This is a genomic window from Petrotoga sp. 9T1HF07.CasAA.8.2 (assembly GCF_002895585.1).
In the GTDB taxonomy this organism is placed as follows: domain Bacteria; phylum Thermotogota; class Thermotogae; order Petrotogales; family Petrotogaceae; genus Petrotoga; species Petrotoga mobilis.
The window spans coordinates 1-18243 of sequence record NZ_AZRI01000020.1 but is presented as its reverse complement, the minus strand read 5'-3'; the positions used below and the strand labels follow the sequence as shown (position 1 = coordinate 18243).

The window sequence follows — 18243 nt, the reverse complement described above, 5'->3', positions numbered from 1 at the left end:
CACAATTGCCGTGACAGAAAATGGCCCGGAAATACTAACACAACTATAATTTAAGGGTTTATTTTTGTGGTCAACATGGAGAATCCGTGGGGAGCGGGGGAAGGGCGCTAATAAAGATCTTTTCCACACGGGCGGGCTGCGGGGCGAAGGGGCGCTATAAAACTCGTTGCACAGCATTTGTGTGATAAGGTGGTATATTGTTATAGATCAGAATTATCCATAAAAAATTTGACCCTAAATCACTATCTCTTCATCATAATTTGAACTTTTATAAGCCACGTCATTATGTGATACTTCAACTAATTTTCTAGCACTCAATCCTCCATACTTTTTAACAATCTTTTCTACAATCTTTCTTTCTTCATCTGTTAAATTCCTTAAAGGAGCTTGATCTACCAAACCAATCTTATACGTCTCTTGCAAAAACTTTTTAGAAAAATCGATATTCATTCTTATTAAATTTGTCTTTATCAAATAATCTAAAAGAACGCCCTCTTCATTTTTTGCTCCTTTAGGAATCGGACCATAATTATAATGAATGAATTTCAAATTAGCAATCTGCCTGCCAAGGCTTTTTTTAGATTCCTTTTCCACTAACCATAGCAATTTAAAAAAGACGGTTTTGTATAAAAAATCCTTGTGATGATATTTATTTGAATAATAAAATAATCCAGCTATTAAGCCTTTCATTTTTTCAATGTCTATTTCAGGATGTTTAATATACAAAATTTTTTCCAATTCCTGAACTTCAAGTTTATTTTCAAACTCTTTAAGAATTCTCTGAATGTTTCCTAAGATCCTCTTATACTCGATATCAGGAATATTATCTTTGTTACTTTTTAAAATTTTGTAAAATTCAATCGGTTCGGAAACTCTCTTGATCAAATCGCTATTAACTTTGGTTGGTAATGAACCCATCTCATAACGTTGTATAGTAGCTTCTCCTAAACCTAAAATCAAGGCAAATAGTGTCTGAGAGACATTATACTTACTTCTAATTTCCTTGATCTCTTCAGGTAACACCAAATTATTCAACTCAGCATATTTTCTGTATGCTGCTTTTAAATTCTCATTCTCATAATAAGGTTCAAGTAACTCAGCCCCACATTCTTCACATATAGCAATAGTCCGTTCGACTTCAATAGGGTAATTCTTAACGTTATAATTCTCTTTCTTTTTTATTGTTTTATATCCCACCAATTTTCCACATTGCTCACAGAACAACCTTTCTTTTGGTTTTTTCAATTCATACATTTCCTTCGCCCTCCTCTGACTCGTGAAAAGACAAAAGTACCATGTAATCTTCTTTTTCAACGTATTTAATTTTAATATAAATTTGATACACTTCATCCTCAACACGAATTTGTTTTTTAAAAATATAAACGGTTCCTTCGGGAAAATTAAAGTCTTTTTCTACACTATCATATATAAAATCATCTTTTGTTAATTCGTTAAGTAAAAAATCATGAACGTCTTCCTCAGTCCACCCGACCTTGGTTAAAAACTCAGTATTTTTCACCCTTTTCACGAGCTGTAATTGATTATTATTGATAAATTGTTTCAATAATTCTAGAAAAAATTCAACCATTTTATAACTCCTACACTCATATTATACCATCAATTGATGGTACAATATATTAAATATTGTTAAAAATATATCTTTATATTACCCTCCTCAATGACACAAACTAATATTTTTTGACTTGTAGGTTAACGGTATGAGCTTTTTATGAAATGTTTTTACGTAGCACCCTATCAAATTTCATCTTAGGACTTATATTTGAACTACTTAATATATACCTCTATGAATGAACACTTCTTCTCTCCCAAGCGTTTTTCAATCAACCCTATTATACCATTACCTTTCTTGTTTTAAAACACAAAACTTTAAAACCCAACTTGCCTACTTTTTCTTCCTAAAACGGGTGGGCCGCGGGGTAAAAAGGAACAGGCCCATTTCCTTATGGTTGAAAAGTGGGGAAAGGGACCGCAGGTCCCTCTTCCACACGGGTGGGGAGCGGGGGAAGGGCGCTATAAAATTCATTATACGAGAGTTATATGATAAGATAACACACCTTCAAAAACATATGGTATAATTAAAAAGACTCCCTATTCAAAGAATTATTTGAAGACAGAACCGTATTCTATGACTTCCTAAAAGCCTTTCTACCAAGAGAGATCACACAACAAAGAAAAGAAACAGATTTAAAATGCGAACAAACTGAACTAATAGGCAAAGACTTCTCCATAAAAAGATCAGACATACTATAAATAGGCATCGCCAATGGATCTAACAAACCGGTTATCAAGAGCTAAAAGAAATGGAGGTGCCAAAAATGTTTAACACATTAGAAGAGATAGCAAAAAGAGACAGAGAAAAAGCTAAAGTGGAAGGAAACTTGACAAGGTTAAAAAATTATGTTATACTAAAATTAAATTGATATTAACGGGGTAATAGCATGTTTGATCAAGAAAAGCTTTTTTTTAAATCACCCAAGTTAAAAAACAATACAATAAATATAATTAATTGGTGGTGGCATCTCGGATAGGGGTGCCTGTATGAATCTGCCTAAAAAGTAATCAAAGGGCATCCCTTCAGGGATGCCCTTTTTTAATTAAGGAGGTCTTTTTCCTATTAAAAAAGGGATAAAAGGACCTCCTTTTATTTTTTTAAAAAGCACAAACTAAGCAAAAATTAATGCCGAGAAGGAGGGGAATATGTATACTAAAAGGTCTGTAATAAATCAAACAATTTTACCAGTTATAGAAAAAATAAGCCTGGAAAATCCTGATCCAACAGTAGTTTATAAAAAAATTGCTTTAAATAATCAATATTCGTTTATATTAGAAAATCTTTCGATCAACGAAAAAAAGTATTCCTTAATAGGAATCACTCCATTAAAAGTCGCGAAATTAAATTATACAACCAAGAAGAAGACAAGACTCCATTTTTTTGAAAAAGGTAAAGCTTTTCTTGATGGAAATACAGACTACATATCTTTTTTAAAGGAACAGTTAGAAAGTATTCAGTATGAAAGTATTCTAAATATCCCAGATTTATTTGCAAGTTTTGTAGGATACTTCGGTTATGAGATTATTTCCATTTGGGAAGATATATACCATAATGAAATGGATAAAGATCTCAAACATGGAGATTTACCACTATCTATCTTAGTGTTTCCAAAAATCTCGTTGATATTAGATCAAAGTGAAAAATTGGGATATTTGGTTAATGTTGTGGATAGCAAATCAGAAGAAGATGTAGAAAGTAGAATTTCTTTGGCTAAACATGAAAATCATCAGATATTAAAAGATTTGGAAAAAACTTCTACTCAAAAGGAAGAAGAAAGAAACAATGATCAAGTCAAATTGAAGATCAAACACCACACAAGTAAAGAAGAATTCGTGGACAAGGTAGAAAAAACAAAAAATTATATAAACGCTGGTGAGGCTTTTCAAATCGTTTTATCTCAAAGGTTTTCTTGCAAAATAACGCAACATCCTTTTGAAATATATGAAAATCTAAGAAAGATAAACCCTTCACCTTACATGTTTTATCTTAATTTTCCAGAAGCAACCATTATTGGCTCTTCTCCAGAAATGCTAGTAAAAGTTGAAGGCCAAAGAGTAATCACCAGGCCCCTTGCTGGTACAAGAAAGAGGGGAGAAACTCCACAAGCAGATGAAGCCATAGAAAAAGAACTCTTAAGTGATGAGAAAGAAAGGGCGGAACACATAATGCTTGTTGATCTTGCAAGGAACGATTTAGGCAGGGTATGTAAAGAAGGAAGTGTTAAGGTTACAAAATTTTTTGGAATTGAAAAATATTCACATGTGATGCACATCTATTCGCAAGTTGAAGGTTTAAAAAAGGATTATTTAAACTCACTTGATGTATTAAAATCTTTGTTCCCAGCCGGGACCGTATCAGGAGCTCCAAAGATTAGAGCTATTGAAATAATCGATGAATTGGAAGACGAACCAAGAGAAATCTATGCCGGCGTAGTTGGATACATTGATACAAAAGGAAATTTAGATACAAGTATTGCAATAAGGACGATGGTGTGCAAAGAAAATGAAGTAAGGATACAAGCTGGTGCTGGTATAGTGTCTTATTCGATTGCTGAAAATGAGTATTATGAAACAGTCAACAAGGCAATGGCAATGTTCAAATCTTTAGAAAAGGGGGATTGTTGAGATGATTCTTTTGATAGACAATTACGACTCATTCACCTACAACATATATCAAACAGCGTGTGAGTTTGATGATGTTTTGGTCTATAGAAACGACAAAATAACTGTAAAAGATATTGAAATGCTCAAGCCTTCTCACATAATAATTTCTCCGGGACCAGGTGTTCCCAAAGATGCTGGAATTTCCATCGAAACCATTAAACACTTTAAAGGAGTAATTCCAATTCTTGGAATCTGTTTAGGCCATCAGTGCATTGCCGAGGCTTTCAATGGAAAGGTTGTCAGAGCAAAAGAGATATTCCACGGAAAGACTTCTAAGATATATATCAAAGAGAAAAAAGATATATTTCAAGGTATAGATAGCCCCTTTGAAGCTACCAGATACCATTCACTTATCGTGTCAAACGAGATGTTCCCGAAAGAATTAAAAATTACCGCCTCTACACAAGACGGAGAGATCATGGCCTTAAGGCACATTAGTTACCAAATATATGGGGTACAATTCCATCCAGAATCTATCTTAACAACAGTAGGACCGAGATTAATAGAGAATTTTATAAATATTAAAGTTGAAAGGGGTGTCAGCTATGTTTAATTACTATCTTCAAAAAGTTGTAAAAGGAGAAAATTTGAGTTTGGACGAGATGGAACAGGCGATGGAGATGATTATGGAAGGTAAAGTAACTCACAGTCAACTGTCTGGTTTTTTAGTTGCTCTGCATATGAAAGGAGAAACGGTAGAAGAAATCACAGCAAGTGCAAAAGTTATGAAAGAAAAAGCAACACCAATTTATATTGAAAGCGATGATCTTATGGATACATGTGGAACAGGTGGAGATGCTAAGGGAACCTTCAACATTTCTACCGCTGTAGCCTTTATCTTGGCAGCAGCTGGGGTTGTTGTTGCAAAACACGGTAACAGATCCGTATCAAGTAAAAGTGGAAGCGCGGATGTATTGGAATCTCTTGGAATCAATATATCATTACCCCCTTCTTCAGTTGAAAGATGCTTGAAAGAGATAAATATAGCTTTTCTTTTTGCTCAAGATTTTCATAAAGCTACTAAACATGCTGCTGTACCAAGAAAAGAATTAGGAATAAGGACCATTTTTAACGTCTTAGGGCCCTTAACAAATCCTGCAAATATAAAATATCAATTAATGGGTATATACGATCCAAAGCTGGTTTACCCCATAGCAGAGGTTTTGAACAACTTGGGAGTTAAAAGGGCGATGGTTGTTCATGGTTCGGAAGGCATAGATGAATTTTCCCTGTCAGGAAAGAATAAAGTGGCGTTTTTGAATAAAGGTAAGATAGAAAAGTTAGAAATATCCCCGGAAGATTTAGGGCTGGAAAAGTACAGCATACAAGAGATCCAAGGCGGAAGCGCAGAAGAAAATAAAAGAATAATATTAAACATATTTAACGGTGAAATGGGGCCCAAAAGGGATGTGGTCGTTTTGAATTCAGCAGCCGGGTTATATGTGGCAAACAAAGTCAACAGTTTAGAAGAAGGCATTAGTTATGCACAAGAGATAATTGATAGTGGAAAAGCGATGAAAAAATTGGAAGAGATGGTAGAATTTACTAACTTTCTATCTTTACAAGCAAAAACTTCTTGAAAAGGAGGAAAAGATGTATTTAGAAAAAATAGTAGAAACAAAAAGGGAAGAAGTATCACTGTTGAAAGAAAAGAAAATCTCCTTAAAAGACTCATTCCAAAAAGGAAAATTAACTTTAATAGCGGAAATCAAAAAAGCCTCGCCAAGTAAAGGGATTATTTCATCGAATTTTGATCCACAAAAACAGTTAGAGTTATATATAAAAGCTGGTGCAGATGCTATTTCTATTCTAACTGATGAAAAATACTTTCAAGGTAGTACAAAAATTTTAAAAGAGTTAAGAGCCAAAACAAATCTTCCCATTTTAAGAAAAGATTTCATAATCGATCCTATACAGATCTACCAATCATTATTTCTGGGCGCCAACGTTATTTTACTCATAGCTTCAATACTTACAAAAAAAGAAATTTCTGATTTTCTTAAGATATCAAAAGATATAGGTTTAGAGGCTATAGTCGAAGTACATAACCTAGGAGAATTAAACAAGGTTTTAGATACAGAAACTGAAATTTTGGGAATAAATAACAGGGATTTGAATGATTTTTCTGTTAACCTACGAAACACTGAAAAACTACTTGAAGAGCTTGAAAAATTAGATAAACGAAAAGATTTTTATGTGATTTCAGAAAGCGGGATTAAAGAAAAAAGTGACATTGATTATCTTAGAAGTTTGGGAGTAGATGGGGTATTAATCGGAGAAGCTTTAATGAAAGAAAACGATCCCATTTCAAAGATTGGGGAATTATTTCCAGAAAAAAGGAGAAATTCACAGTGATTAGGATAAAAGTTTGTGGAATCACAAACATTGAAGACGCCATCAACATTTCCCAAGCTGGGGTAGATGCTTTAGGTTTCATTTTAGCTGAAAGCCCAAGAAAAGTTGAATTATCGAAAGTTCTTGAAATATCTAAAGAGTTACCACCCTTTGTAAGCAGGGTAGCGGTGGTAGTTAATCCTGTCAAAGAAGAAATTGAAAAAATTGAAAGAAGTAAAGTATTTGATTACGTTCAATTTCACGGATCAGAAGATGTAAATATAATTAAAAATTGCAAGTTAAAAACAATAAAAGCTATTAAAATTGAAAATAAGAGCTCTTTGGAAGAAATATCCAAGTACAATGATTTTGTGGATTATTTCTTATTTGATACAAAAATTGGTGAAAAGATAGGTGGTACAGGGCATACTTTCAATTGGGAGATTTTAAAAGAAGCTAATATAAAAAAACCGTTCATCTTAGCGGGTGGTTTGAGCCCAGAAAACATAGTTGAAGCTATAAAAACAATCAGACCCAATGCCGTTGATCTAAACAGCAAAGTTGAATTGTATCCAGGTAAAAAAGATATTAGGTTAATAAAAGAAACTATCGATAGGATAAATTCTATCAAAATAAAATAATAAAATTAAAAGGGTGGGAAGCGGGGCGAAGGGTCTTTAACGTACGTTTTAGAAACAAGATTTTGATTTTAAAAGGGTCACAGGGCGGAGCCCTTTTGCAGCTTTGTGCAAAATGTTTTTTATAAAGCTTTAGAAGTAACTTCCAAATTCTCATTTGCGCAGCATTTTGCAGCCTTATGCAAAACGCCTTGTTCATAATTCCTTTGAAATAATTTCCAAATTCTCATTTGCGCAGCAAATGATGCACGGGGATCTTAAGGGGTTTACCCCTTGTTTGCTGCACTATGCAAACTGTGTTTTTAGATGAATTTGACTTTGAACTTGGTTTTGGGGATCTTAAGGGGCGAAGCCCCTTAATGTATGGGTTTATGGGACCGCAGGTCCCTTTCTAAAGAAGGGTGGGAAGCGGGGCGAAGGGGTGCTATAACAAACTTTTTAATTGCAAAAAAATAAAAAAGGAGGATGAAATTTTATGAAAAAAGCTTATTTTGGTCAGTATGGAGGTAGATACGTTCCAGAGACGTTGATTCCAGCGCTCGAAGAGTTGGAGGAAGCTCACGAAAAATATTCAAAAGATCCTGATTTTATAAATGAATACCAAGGTTTGTTGAAAGATTACTGTGGAAGGCCCACCCCTTTATATTTTGCTGAAAGATTCACCGAATACCTTAATGGTCCAAAGATATATCTAAAAAGAGAAGATTTAAACCATACGGGGGCGCACAAAATTAATAACGCGTTGGGGCAAGTATTACTTGCAAAAAGAATGAATAAAAAAAGAATAATAGCAGAGACTGGTGCAGGCCAGCATGGTGTGGCAACAGCAACCGCTGCAGCTAGATTTGGGTTGGAATGTATAGTTTACATGGGGGCAGAAGATATCAGAAGACAAGCCCTCAACGTATACAAAATGAGGATGTTGGGAGCAAAAGTAGTGCCTGTATACAGCGGTAGCCAAACTTTAAAGGAAGCCATAAATGAAGCTATTAGAGACTGGGTTACAAACGTAGAAAATACGCACTACGTTATAGGTTCTGTTGTAGGGCCACATCCCTACCCTAAAATAGTTAGAGATTTTCAAAGGGTTATTGGTGATGAATCTAAAAATCAGATCTTAGAAAAAGAAGGAAGGCTGCCTGATTATATAGTTGCATGTGTTGGTGGAGGTAGTAACGCTATGGGTATATTCTACCCTTTCATAGAAGATAAAGATGTTGAATTGATAGGAGTGGAAGCTGCAGGAAAAGGATTAGAAACTGGCCAACATGCCGCTTCTTTAACTGCGGGGAAAATAGGCGTCCTTCACGGGAGTAAATCTTACGTCTTACAAGATGATGATGGTCAAATTCAACTTGCATATTCTATTTCTGCAGGTTTAGATTATCCGGGTGTGGGACCTGAACATAGTTATCTACACGATGAAAGAAGAGCTCAGTATGTATCAATAACAGATGAAGAAGCGTTGGAAGGTTTTGAACTCTTAACGAAATTGGAGGGAATCATCCCAGCATTTGAAAGTTCTCATGCAATCGCTTACGCTATGAAAATTGCATCTTCACTCGATAAAGATAAAATCATGCTGATAAATCTTTCTGGAAGAGGAGACAAAGATGTCGATTCTTATAGAAAGCTTGGTAGGGAGGTAATAGAATGAGCAAAATAAGTGAGGCTTTTAAAAATAAAAAGGCTTTAATCACCTATGTAACAGCCGGAGATCCAAGTTTAGAGGCTACAAAAGAAATTATATTAGAATTGAACAAAGATGGTGTTGATATTATCGAGGTGGGGATACCCTTTTCCGATCCTTTAGCCGATGGGCCAATAATTCAAAAAGCAAGTCAAAAAGCTTTAAAAAACGGGGTTACCCTTAAAAAAATTTTTGAAACCTTGAATGAAATCAAAGAAGACGTTACTTGCCCACTCGTTTTAATGGGTTATTACAACTCAATTCTCAATTATGGTATCAACAATTTTATAACAGACGCCGTAAATACTGGCATCTCTGGGGTAATAATTCCAGATTTGCCTTTTGACGAAGAAGAAGAATTTTACGCAAAAATAAAAGAAAACGGTATCGATCCTATTTTACTAGTTGCTCCAAATACCTCTGAAGAGCGACTAAAAGAAATCTCTAAGGTATGTTCTGGATTTTTGTATTGTGTATCTATTATGGGAGTAACAGGGGATAGCCAAGCACCTATGGAGCATTTGAAAGAGTATTCACAAAGAGTGAGAAAGTATGTTAATATACCTTTAGCTATCGGTTTTGGAATAGATAGCCCGACAAAGGCTAAAAATATTATTGAATACTTCGATGGAATAATTGTGGGAAGTGCCCTAATAAAAATAATCGATGAAAACAGTGATGACAAAGGTAAGTTGCTTAAAGAAATAAAAAGATTTACTAAAAGTTTGAAAGTATGGTGAAAAAAATAGAGGCTACTCGCCTCTATTTTGGTTTAATACTCTATATGAAAACTTCCATAATTCCCTATGGGGAAATCTTCTTCTTGAACATCTTCTAATCTACTGAACCCATTTCCTTGTAAGATGATAGTTTTTAGTTTCAAAACTTTTTCTTTTTCTCCTTGTGCAACCACCTCAACCGAACCGTCGGGTAAGTTTCTAACGTACCCTTCAAGTTGAAGCCTTACTCCATGCACTCTTAAAAAATGTCTTAATCCAACACCTTGAACTCGCCCATACAGTATCCATCTTTTGCAAACCATAGAAGATATACCTTAATTTCTTGAACGAGCTAACACCAGCATTCTCAAAAGTTGAGCGATCGACATCAACGCAGCTGCCACGTAGGTCAACGCAGCGGCTGATAACACCTTTTTTGCACCTGATACTTCTTCTTTAGACATGCCCATAACGGGTAAAAGTTTCAAAGCCCTACTACTTGCATTGAACTCAACTGGTAACGTTATAACTGAAAATAAAACCACGAAAAGGAACAAGAAAATTCCTGCATTCAGTAAGAAAGGTGTAGAAAAAATAAGTCCAATAAAGAATATAATCCACGCCATATTAGAACCAAAACCTGCCAACGGCACAGCCAGATTCCTGAGAATTAAAGGTTTATAACCCTTAGCATGTTGTATAGCATGACCTGCTTCGTGAGCCACAACTCCTAATGCCGCTATAGACGAACTGTTATAAGTGGAGTCAGAAAGTCTCAAAACTTTGTTAGTAGGGTCATAATGATCACTCAAAGTACCTCTTACTCTTTCGACTTTAACATCATATAACCCAACGGAATCAAGTAATCTTCTGGCAAACATATAGCCTGGCTCGCCAATTGATGCCTTTACTCGAGAATATTTGTTGAAAGTGCTACTAACTCTTGCTTGAGCCCAGATAGCTAATATCAATGGTGGTATCAACAACAACATAGTAGTATAATACATGACTATTCACCTCCATTTACTTTGTAAATAAGCATTTTAAATCTATACTTCATAAAAAATTTTAGCACCTTTTCATTTAGTCTATTTTACAGAAGTGTATACTTTTAAGCCTATTAATTTTGAATTATAGAGAAAAATTCGCTTTTTTAGTTGACAAAAATATTTTTTCTTGATAAAATAAATTTAAAGAAAAGTTGAGGAGAGAGCACAAATGGTTACAAAGGTCTTAATCGAAAATGAAAATAAATATTATTGGTATTTTAGCAAGACACCCATTTTGGTGGCTTTGTTTTGTCGTATGAAAACATAGTCCACAAAGATTCCAAAATGGGTGTCTACTCTTTTAGTAGACACCTATTTTTTTTATAACAGTTTTAGCAACAAGATTTTGCTCTTTAAAGGGGTACAGGGCGATAAAAAATTTTTAAAATTCGGAGGTGAATTCTAGTGGTGATCGTGATGGAAGAAAATGCAACAGAAGAAGAAGTTAGAAATGTCATTAAAAAGGTGGAAGAAGTAGGTTTTAAAGCTCATCCTGATAAAGGAGAAAATCACACGATTGTTGGGGTGGTAGGGGAAGGTGACAGGGAATACATTTTAAGCAACATTGAAACATTTCCGGGGGTTGAAAGGGTTGTAGAGATAACTCAACCTTTCAAATTAGCAAGTAGAACATTCAAATCTAAAGATTCAATATACGACATAGGAGGGATAAAAATAGGAGGAGAAAATTTTTTAACGATTGCTGGACCTTGTGCAGTAGAAAGTAAAGAACAGGTTTTAGAAACCGCTCTATTCTTAAAAGAGAAAGGGGTTAAATTCCTAAGAGGTGGAGCTTATAAACCAAGAACTTCTCCATATTCTTTTCAAGGCTTAAAAGAAGAAGGATTAAAAATTCTCAAAGAAGTAAGTGAAGAAACTGGTCTAAAGATAGTTACAGAAGTTATGGACACCAGAGAGGTCGAGTTGGTTTCAAGATATGCTGATGTTTTACAGATAGGAACAAGAAACATGCAAAATTTTGCGCTTTTAAAAGAAGTAGGTAAGCTCAACAAGCCAGTTTTACTTAAAAGGGGTCTATCAGCTACATACAAAGAATTTTTAATGTCAGCAGAATATATTATTTCTGAAGGGAACAACCAAGTTATACTGTGTGAAAGAGGAATTAGAACATTTACTGATGAAACCAGAAATACCTTGGACATCAGTGCAATACCTGTAATCAAAAGATACAGCCATTTACCTATTATAATCGACCCAAGTCACGCCAGTGGAGATTGGAGGTACGTCGCTCCTCTATCAAAAGCTGCTGTAGCAGCTGGTGCTGATGGGTTAATAATTGAAGTCCATCCGGATCCTAAAAACGCTCTCTCTGACGGTAAGCAATCTCTAAATTTTGAGCAATTCAGTGAATTAATGGATCAAATAAAAGCCTTATTAGAAATAGACAGTAAAATCTTAGCCTGAGACACAAACAACGTTGTTATTGGGAGGAACGATTAATGTTATTCGACACCGCAATAATTGTTGGCACTGGATTGGTTGGAACTTCATTAGCTCTAGCCTTTAAAGAAACAAAAGAAGTAAGAAATATCATTGGATACGATATCGATAGTAACTCTTTAAAAGAAGCTTTAAAGTTAGGAGCCATCGATGAACCTGCCAAAATATCAGAAATTTCAAAAGCGGATTTAATAATTTTTGCAACGCCAGTAGAAAGTATAAAAAGTATTTTACATGATACAATTAGTCTAGTAAAAGAAAATACAGTTGTAACTGATGTGGGTAGTACTAAATATGAAATTATGCAACTCTTTGATACTTTTAAAAACAAAAGGGTCAATTTCATAGGAGGTCATCCATTGGCAGGATCAGAAAAGTCTGGTCCATTAAACGCCAAGGCGAATTTATTCAAAGGCAAAAAATATGTATTGATAAAAAGTGCTAATTGTGACCAAATATATTTTAATAAGTTTGAAAGGTTGATCACAAAAATCGGAGCCATTCCAATAATAATAGATGCTAAAACTCACGATGAAATTCTTTCAACAACAAGTCATTTGCCGCAGATAATTGCTTATTATCTAGTAAAAACTCTGATGAATTTAAAAGAAGATAATGAAAATTATCTAAAATTAGTCGGATCTGGTTTTAAAGACACAACAAGGTTATCAAAAAGCGATCCCCAAATGTGGATCGATATATTCAAACAAAACAAGGAGAATATACTAGATTCAATTGAGAACTTTGAAAAAGAGTTAAATGCCTTCAAGAAGAATTTAATCGAAGATAAATACAACGAAATAAAAGATGATATGATCAAAATAAGTAAATTCGAGTTGTAAAGGCAAAAAACTCAATATTGGGAGGAAAAGATGAAAATTGAAGTAACTCCAACAGAAAATATAAATACAGAGATCACCCTACCAGGTGATAAATCAATATCTCATAGGGCGCTAATCATTGGCTCTCTTGCTGAAGGCAAGACAAAAATACACAACTTTTTAAGCTCTGAAGATACCTTAAGCACCTTAAATATATTAAATTCAATAGGCGCCGATATTAAACAAATTAGCGAAGATGAGGTAATTGTAGAGGGTAAGGGAAAAGATAATTTCATTGAACCATCAAACGTTCTAAACGCAAAAAACTCTGGAACCACAATGCGCTTAATGATGGGTGTATTATCGGCTCAAAATTTTTACAGTGTAATTACAGGGGACGACTCTTTGAGGGAAAGGCCTATGAAAAGAGTCATAGATCCACTAAGTAAAATGGGTGGACGTTTTTTTGCCAGGAAAAATGGCGAATTTGCTCCCATCACAATATTGGGGACGAAAGATATATCCCCCCTTGTTTATAAAACTCCAGTTGCAAGCGCCCAAGTTAAATCTGCAATTTTGTTGGCAGGTTTGTATGCAAAAGGAGAAACTCAAGTAATAGAACCCGCCAAATCTCGTGATCATACTGAAAGGATGTTAAAATATTTTGGTGCTGATATCGCTCAAAAAGATACAACTGTTGTTATCCGAGGTCTCACTAAAAATCTTGAAGGTCGGGAGTTCTTTGTACCGGGTGATCTATCATCCGCATCCTTTTTCATAGTTGCTGCCCTTATAACAAAAAACTCGACGTTATTGATAAAAAATGTGGGAATCAACCCAACTAGAACTGGCATATTATCCGTGTTGAAGATGATGGGAGCGGATATAAAGATAATCAACGAAAAAACATTAAACAATGAGCCAGTTGGGGATTTACTCGTAAAAAGTAGTTCGTTAAAAGGTGTTGAAATAAAAGGTGAGATGATTCCTTTGATTATCGATGAAATCCCTATACTGGCGATAGCTGCTACCCAAGCGAAAGGGAAAACAACTATAAAAGACGCAAAAGAATTACGTTACAAAGAAACAGACAGAATAAGAGCAATCACCAGAGAATTAAAAAAATTAGGCATAGATATTTTAGAAAAAGAAGATGGTTTTGATATAATTGGCAATCAGAAAATACGAGGAAACTGTACTTGTGAAAGTTACAACGATCATAGAATAGCCATGTCACTTGCTATAGCCGGATTGATCGCAGATAATCCAATAGAAATTGATAATTTTGAATGCGTGAATATATCTTTCCCGGAATTTACAGAGATTTTTGAGAAGATAAGGAGTATATGATGAAAAAATTCGGATTATTAGAATACCCTCACAAAGAAAGCTTATCAAAAAGGGTTTTTAATGAATACTTTAAAAAAGCTCATATCGATGCTGTATATGAAGATATTGTTATAGCACCTGATAATTTTGATGATGAAATTAACAAATATATTGATTCTTACCATGGACTCAACGTTACGGTTCCATTCAAAGAAAAAGTGATTAAATACGTCGAACCTGTTGAAGAAGCCAAAGAAATAAATGCGGTTAACTGTATTTTCAACAATAAGGGTTACAACACAGATTGGAAAGGCTTTTATAACTCGTTAAAATCATCGATGCTGCAAGAACCAGTACTTTTAGTTGGAGCGGGTGGTGCGAGTAAATCCATCATCTACGCTTTGTACAAAATGGGTATAAAAAAGTTGTTTCTTGTAAATCGAACGGTAGAAAGAGCAGAAAAATTAAGAAAGATTTTCTTGTCAAAAATAGATATAAAAATAGAATCTTTTGACCACCTACAAAGCATAATCCTTAGTTCTAAAACCTTCATAAACGCCACTTCTATTGGAATGTTTGGAGAATCATTTAATTTAGAAGTTAGCGATCTTTCCAATCTATCTCTAATTTACGATATTGTTTACAATAATACCCCTCTCCAAAAGATTGCAAAAGAAAGCAATATTAAATGTATAGATGGACGTACTTTTTGGTACCATCAAGCAATTGAAAATTTGAAGATTTGGCAGATTTATACACCAGAAATATTCGATGAAACTTTTAAAACTTTTGCTCGAGGTGAATAAAATGCAAGTAAAGATAGCTGGAGATTCACATGGTCCACAGATGATTGGATTAATAGAAGAAATACCAGCAGGGTTAAAGATAGATATAGAAAAAATAAACACAGACCTAAGAAGAAGACAGTTAGGGTACGGCCGTGGGAACAGGATGAAATTAGAAAAAGATGAAGTAATAATCGTTTCCGGATTATGGGAGGGAATAACTACTGGAGCTCCATTGGTTTTAATTATAAACAACAAAGCAAAAAATCCCATTAAAGAAGAAAGACATATTCCAAGGCCTGGACATGGGGATTATTCCTGTTGGTATAAATACAGATTAGATGACTTGAATATATACACGGAAAGAAACAGCGCGCGCTGGACAAGTGTACTCACTGCGATAGGGAGCGTTGCCAAACAATTTCTTGAAAATTTCGGTATTACAACGATGAGTTTTGTAAAATCGATCGGAAAAGTCAGTGTTGAAGAAGAAAGGTTCGAAGAAATCCAAAAAGATTTCACTTACTATATTCAAAAAAGAAATGAATCGGAAGTTCAATGTCCTTTTGAAGATATTTCTGAAAAAATGATGGAAGAAATAAAAGAAAATGCCCTAAAAAAAGCAACCACCTTGGGAGGCAGTGTAAAAACATTCGCCACAAATGTGAAACCTGGATTGGGAAGTTATGCCGATGTTTTGAACAGAGTTGATTCAAAAATAGGAAAATATTTTATGTCGATCCCTTCTGTGAAAGGGGTTTTTATAGGCAAAGAAGATGTGAGTATCCCTGGATCTGAATTCCAAGATCCTTTCAAAGTTGAAGATGGTATTATACACAGAACAAAGAATTACGCAGGTGGCATAGAAGCAGGGATAACTAATGGAGAAAATATAATAGTTACTACCTACTTCAAACCTATTTCTACACTTGCAAATCCTCTTCCTTCTGTTGATCTTAAAACCAAAGAACCAAAAGAAGCACCTTACATAAGATCTGATTCTGTTGTAATTCCTGCAGCGACGGTAATAACAGAATGTACCCTTGCTATTATATTAATGGAAGAAATTATAGACGGATTTGGAAACGACAACATTGAACTTATAAAAGATAGATATTTCAAGAAATAAGGTGATATTCTATGAAAATCTTCTTGGTAGGAATGATGGGATCAGGTAAAACGACCCTCGCAAAAAAGATTTCAAAAGTGCTTTCCATACCTCATATCGACATAGATGAAGAAATCGAAAAAAACGAAAATCTTAAAATAAAAGACATCTTTGAAAGATACGGTGAAGAATACTTCAGGAAACTGGAAAACGACATTCTCGAAAAATTAGCTGAAAATACTCAATCCTTAGTTGTATCAACTGGAGGAGGAATAATCTTAAACCCTAAAAACAGAGCCATATTGAAAAAAGAAAATGCCTTATACCTGAAAGTGGATCCTGAAAAGCTTAAAGATCGCGTAAGTTTAGAAAATAGGCCCCTTCTAGCAAACAACAAAGAAAATATTATAAAGATATACCAAGATCGAAAAGAATTGTATGAACAATTCAAAACGGTAGATATCACAAATTTAACCGAATGGGAATCGGTTGCCAAAATTCTCTACCAATACGATATCAAAAACACTGCTGAAATAGATTCATCTTTTCAAAAAGTATCAATAAATGCAGGGAGCCTAAAGTCTCTCCCCTCAGATTCGATAGTTTTTACCAGCGAAAAGGTCAATGAACTATACGGAGAATATCTGCCACAGAAAAAACTTGTCTTACCAAATGGGGAAAAAACAAAAGACATCTCTCTTGTAATAAGGGCTTACGAATATCTCCTTGAAAACAATGTCTCTAGAGATAATTTGCTTCTTGGGATTGGCGGAGGAACTATAACCGATTTTACGGGTTTTGTTGGCTCCACTTACAAAAGAGGAATGAAATTTTCTTTTTACCCTACCACACTTCTTTCTCAGATCGATGCCGCAATAGGGGGAAAAAATGGAATAGATTTCAAAAAATATAAAAATGTCGTTGGAACAATAAACCTACCCAAAGAAGTGGTTATAGATCCACTTTCGATATTATCCTTAGATGAAGAAACATTCATAGAAGGTTTAATCGAAGGTTATAAAATGGCATTGATCTCAGGGAATGATTTTTATGAGTATTTTAAAGAGAATTTGCAAGAAATACTTAATAGGAATCTAGATAAATTATCTTTTTTTATTAAGAGATCCATAGAGGAAAAACTTCGTATAGTGGAACAAGATTTCAAAGATACGGGGTTAAGAAGTTGTTTGAATCTTGGACACACTTTAGGTCACGCTTTTGAAGCCACTACAGGAATCGCACATGGGTTATCGGTTGGATGGGGTTTGATCAAAGAAATAGAGTTTTTTTACAAGAAAAAATATTTGGAAGAAAAAGATTATCTAGAAATTAAAGATACATTAGAAGCACTTGTTCCTGAAAAAGTTAGAAACATTCAAATAGATGAAAAAGACATATATTATTATTTATCAAATGACAAAAAAATAGGGGCAAATCAAAAAATAAAAATGCCAATTTTAAAGTCACCAGGAAATATTATAATAGAAGAAATCACAATAAAAGAAGGTGAAATCTTTTGATTCTGATAATAAACGGTCCTAACTTGAATATGTTGGGGAAACGTCCTAAAGATATCTATGGAACTGAAACCTACGAAGATTTAAAAGACCAGATAAACCATTTTGCACAAAATAATAGTATAGATGTGGAGTTTTTTCAATCAAACTCAGAAGGCCAAATCATAGATAGAATTCAAAAATTGGATTTTGAAGCTTTAATAATCAATCCAGGTGCTTATACACATTATTCTTATGCGATAAGAGATGCCTTGGAAATTGTAAATGTGCCGAAAGTGGAGGTTCATATAACAAATATCATGGCAAGGGAAAGTTTTAGGCAAACATCTGTTACCTCTTCCTCATGCGATGGGGTCATATCTGGACTAGGATTCTATGGATATATATTAGCTTTAGAATACCTAAAACAAAAGTTGAAAGGCTGAAGTGGGGAGCGGGGTGAAGGCTTACCAAACCTTTCCTTATGGGTGGGGAGCGGGGCGATGGCTTACCAAACCTTTCCTTATGGGTGGGGAGCGGGGCGATGGCTTATCAAACCTTTCCTTATGGGCGGGGA

General features: G+C 34.6%; 18 protein-coding genes and 1 pseudogene. 15 read left to right on the top strand and 4 right to left on the bottom strand.

The features are described from left to right. Nucleotides 1-234: 234 nt before the first annotated feature. Together X925_RS04455 and X925_RS04450 are read right to left on the bottom strand one after the other, a co-directional pair. Nucleotides 235-1254, bottom strand: coding sequence for a type II TA system antitoxin MqsA family protein (locus X925_RS04455; protein WP_121959250.1), 1020 nt, complete (start codon nucleotides 1252-1254; stop codon nucleotides 235-237). Then, a complete protein-coding gene (locus X925_RS04450) occupies nucleotides 1247-1588 on the bottom strand; it encodes a type II toxin-antitoxin system MqsR family toxin (protein ID WP_103064890.1) in 342 nt (113 codons plus the stop codon). The genes X925_RS04455 and X925_RS04450 overlap by 8 nt, the downstream gene beginning before the upstream one ends. Nucleotides 1589-2115: 527 nt before the next feature. Between X925_RS04450 and X925_RS10400 the strand changes: the two are divergent. The 8 genes and pseudogenes from X925_RS10400 to trpA form a co-directional block, all read left to right on the top strand. Next, a pseudogene (locus tag X925_RS10400) lies at nucleotides 2116-2271 on the top strand (hypothetical protein); the annotation flags it as partial. 447 nt (nucleotides 2272-2718) lie between these two features. After that, entirely contained in the window at nucleotides 2719-4197 is a 1479-nt protein-coding gene (locus X925_RS04440) for an anthranilate synthase component I family protein (protein ID WP_121959249.1), read from the top strand. Between the two features lies 1 nt (nucleotide 4198). After that, nucleotides 4199-4789, top strand: a complete 591-nt coding sequence (locus X925_RS04435; RefSeq protein ID WP_199171193.1) for an aminodeoxychorismate/anthranilate synthase component II — start codon at nucleotides 4199-4201, stop codon at nucleotides 4787-4789. Then, entirely contained in the window at nucleotides 4782-5816 is a 1035-nt protein-coding gene (gene trpD / locus X925_RS04430; protein ID WP_121959248.1) for an anthranilate phosphoribosyltransferase, read from the top strand. The genes X925_RS04435 and trpD overlap by 8 nt, the downstream gene beginning before the upstream one ends. A 13-nt stretch (nucleotides 5817-5829) precedes the next feature. Further along, on the top strand, nucleotides 5830-6591 hold the full coding sequence (trpC, locus tag X925_RS04425) for an indole-3-glycerol phosphate synthase TrpC (protein ID WP_121959247.1): 762 nt from the start codon (nucleotides 5830-5832) through the stop codon (nucleotides 6589-6591). Next, nucleotides 6588-7211: a phosphoribosylanthranilate isomerase gene (locus tag X925_RS04420; RefSeq protein ID WP_121959246.1), complete on the top strand. Its 624-nt coding sequence runs from the start codon at nucleotides 6588-6590 to the stop codon at nucleotides 7209-7211. Before trpC ends, X925_RS04420 begins: the two co-directional genes overlap by 4 nt. A 472-nt stretch (nucleotides 7212-7683) precedes the next feature. Further along, nucleotides 7684-8865 (top strand): tryptophan synthase subunit beta, encoded by a 1182-nt coding sequence (gene trpB, locus X925_RS04415; RefSeq protein WP_121959245.1) that lies wholly within the window; start codon nucleotides 7684-7686, stop codon nucleotides 8863-8865. Further along, a complete protein-coding gene (gene trpA / locus X925_RS04410) occupies nucleotides 8862-9638 on the top strand; it encodes a tryptophan synthase subunit alpha (RefSeq protein WP_121959244.1) in 777 nt (258 codons plus the stop codon). Before trpB ends, trpA begins: the two co-directional genes overlap by 4 nt. A gap of 32 nt (nucleotides 9639-9670) precedes the next feature. Here the strand turns inward: trpA and X925_RS04405 are convergent, their stop codons facing one another. Further along, nucleotides 9671-9940, bottom strand: a complete 270-nt coding sequence (locus X925_RS04405; protein ID WP_012209023.1) for an acylphosphatase — start codon at nucleotides 9938-9940, stop codon at nucleotides 9671-9673. 12 nt (nucleotides 9941-9952) lie between these two features. Continuing rightward, nucleotides 9953-10624 carry a zinc metallopeptidase gene (locus tag X925_RS04400; protein WP_012209022.1) on the bottom strand — a complete coding sequence of 224 codons (672 nt, stop codon included), beginning with the start codon at nucleotides 10622-10624 and terminating at the stop codon, nucleotides 9953-9955. 447 nt (nucleotides 10625-11071) lie between these two features. Here X925_RS04400 and aroF point away from each other — a divergent pair, with 447 nt between their 5' ends. The 7 genes from aroF to aroQ are packed head-to-tail and all read left to right on the top strand — an operon-like array spanning nucleotide 11072 to nucleotide 18112. After that, the gene (gene aroF, locus X925_RS04395; protein WP_121959243.1) at nucleotides 11072-12091 is read left to right on the top strand and encodes a 3-deoxy-7-phosphoheptulonate synthase; all 1020 of its coding nucleotides are present in this window, start codon (nucleotides 11072-11074) and stop codon (nucleotides 12089-12091) included. Nucleotides 12092-12126: 35 nt separating this feature from the next. Further along, the gene (locus X925_RS04390; RefSeq protein ID WP_121959242.1) at nucleotides 12127-12969 is read left to right on the top strand and encodes a prephenate dehydrogenase/arogenate dehydrogenase family protein; all 843 of its coding nucleotides are present in this window, start codon (nucleotides 12127-12129) and stop codon (nucleotides 12967-12969) included. Between the two features lie 30 nt (nucleotides 12970-12999). After that, entirely contained in the window at nucleotides 13000-14298 is a 1299-nt protein-coding gene (gene aroA / locus X925_RS04385; RefSeq protein WP_121959241.1) for a 3-phosphoshikimate 1-carboxyvinyltransferase, read from the top strand. After that, nucleotides 14298-15083, top strand: a complete 786-nt coding sequence (locus tag X925_RS04380) for a shikimate dehydrogenase (protein ID WP_121959240.1) — start codon at nucleotides 14298-14300, stop codon at nucleotides 15081-15083. Before aroA ends, X925_RS04380 begins: the two co-directional genes overlap by 1 nt. Nucleotide 15084: 1 nt before the next feature. Then, nucleotides 15085-16191: a chorismate synthase gene (aroC, locus tag X925_RS04375; RefSeq protein ID WP_121959239.1), complete on the top strand. Its 1107-nt coding sequence runs from the start codon at nucleotides 15085-15087 to the stop codon at nucleotides 16189-16191. 11 nt (nucleotides 16192-16202) lie between these two features. Continuing rightward, a complete protein-coding gene (gene aroB, locus X925_RS04370) occupies nucleotides 16203-17690 on the top strand; it encodes a bifunctional shikimate kinase AroK/3-dehydroquinate synthase AroB (RefSeq protein WP_121959238.1) in 1488 nt (495 codons plus the stop codon). After that, nucleotides 17687-18112 carry a type II 3-dehydroquinate dehydratase gene (gene aroQ, locus X925_RS04365; RefSeq protein ID WP_121959237.1) on the top strand — a complete coding sequence of 142 codons (426 nt, stop codon included), beginning with the start codon at nucleotides 17687-17689 and terminating at the stop codon, nucleotides 18110-18112. The genes aroB and aroQ overlap by 4 nt, the downstream gene beginning before the upstream one ends. Nucleotides 18113-18243 lie beyond the last annotated feature (131 nt).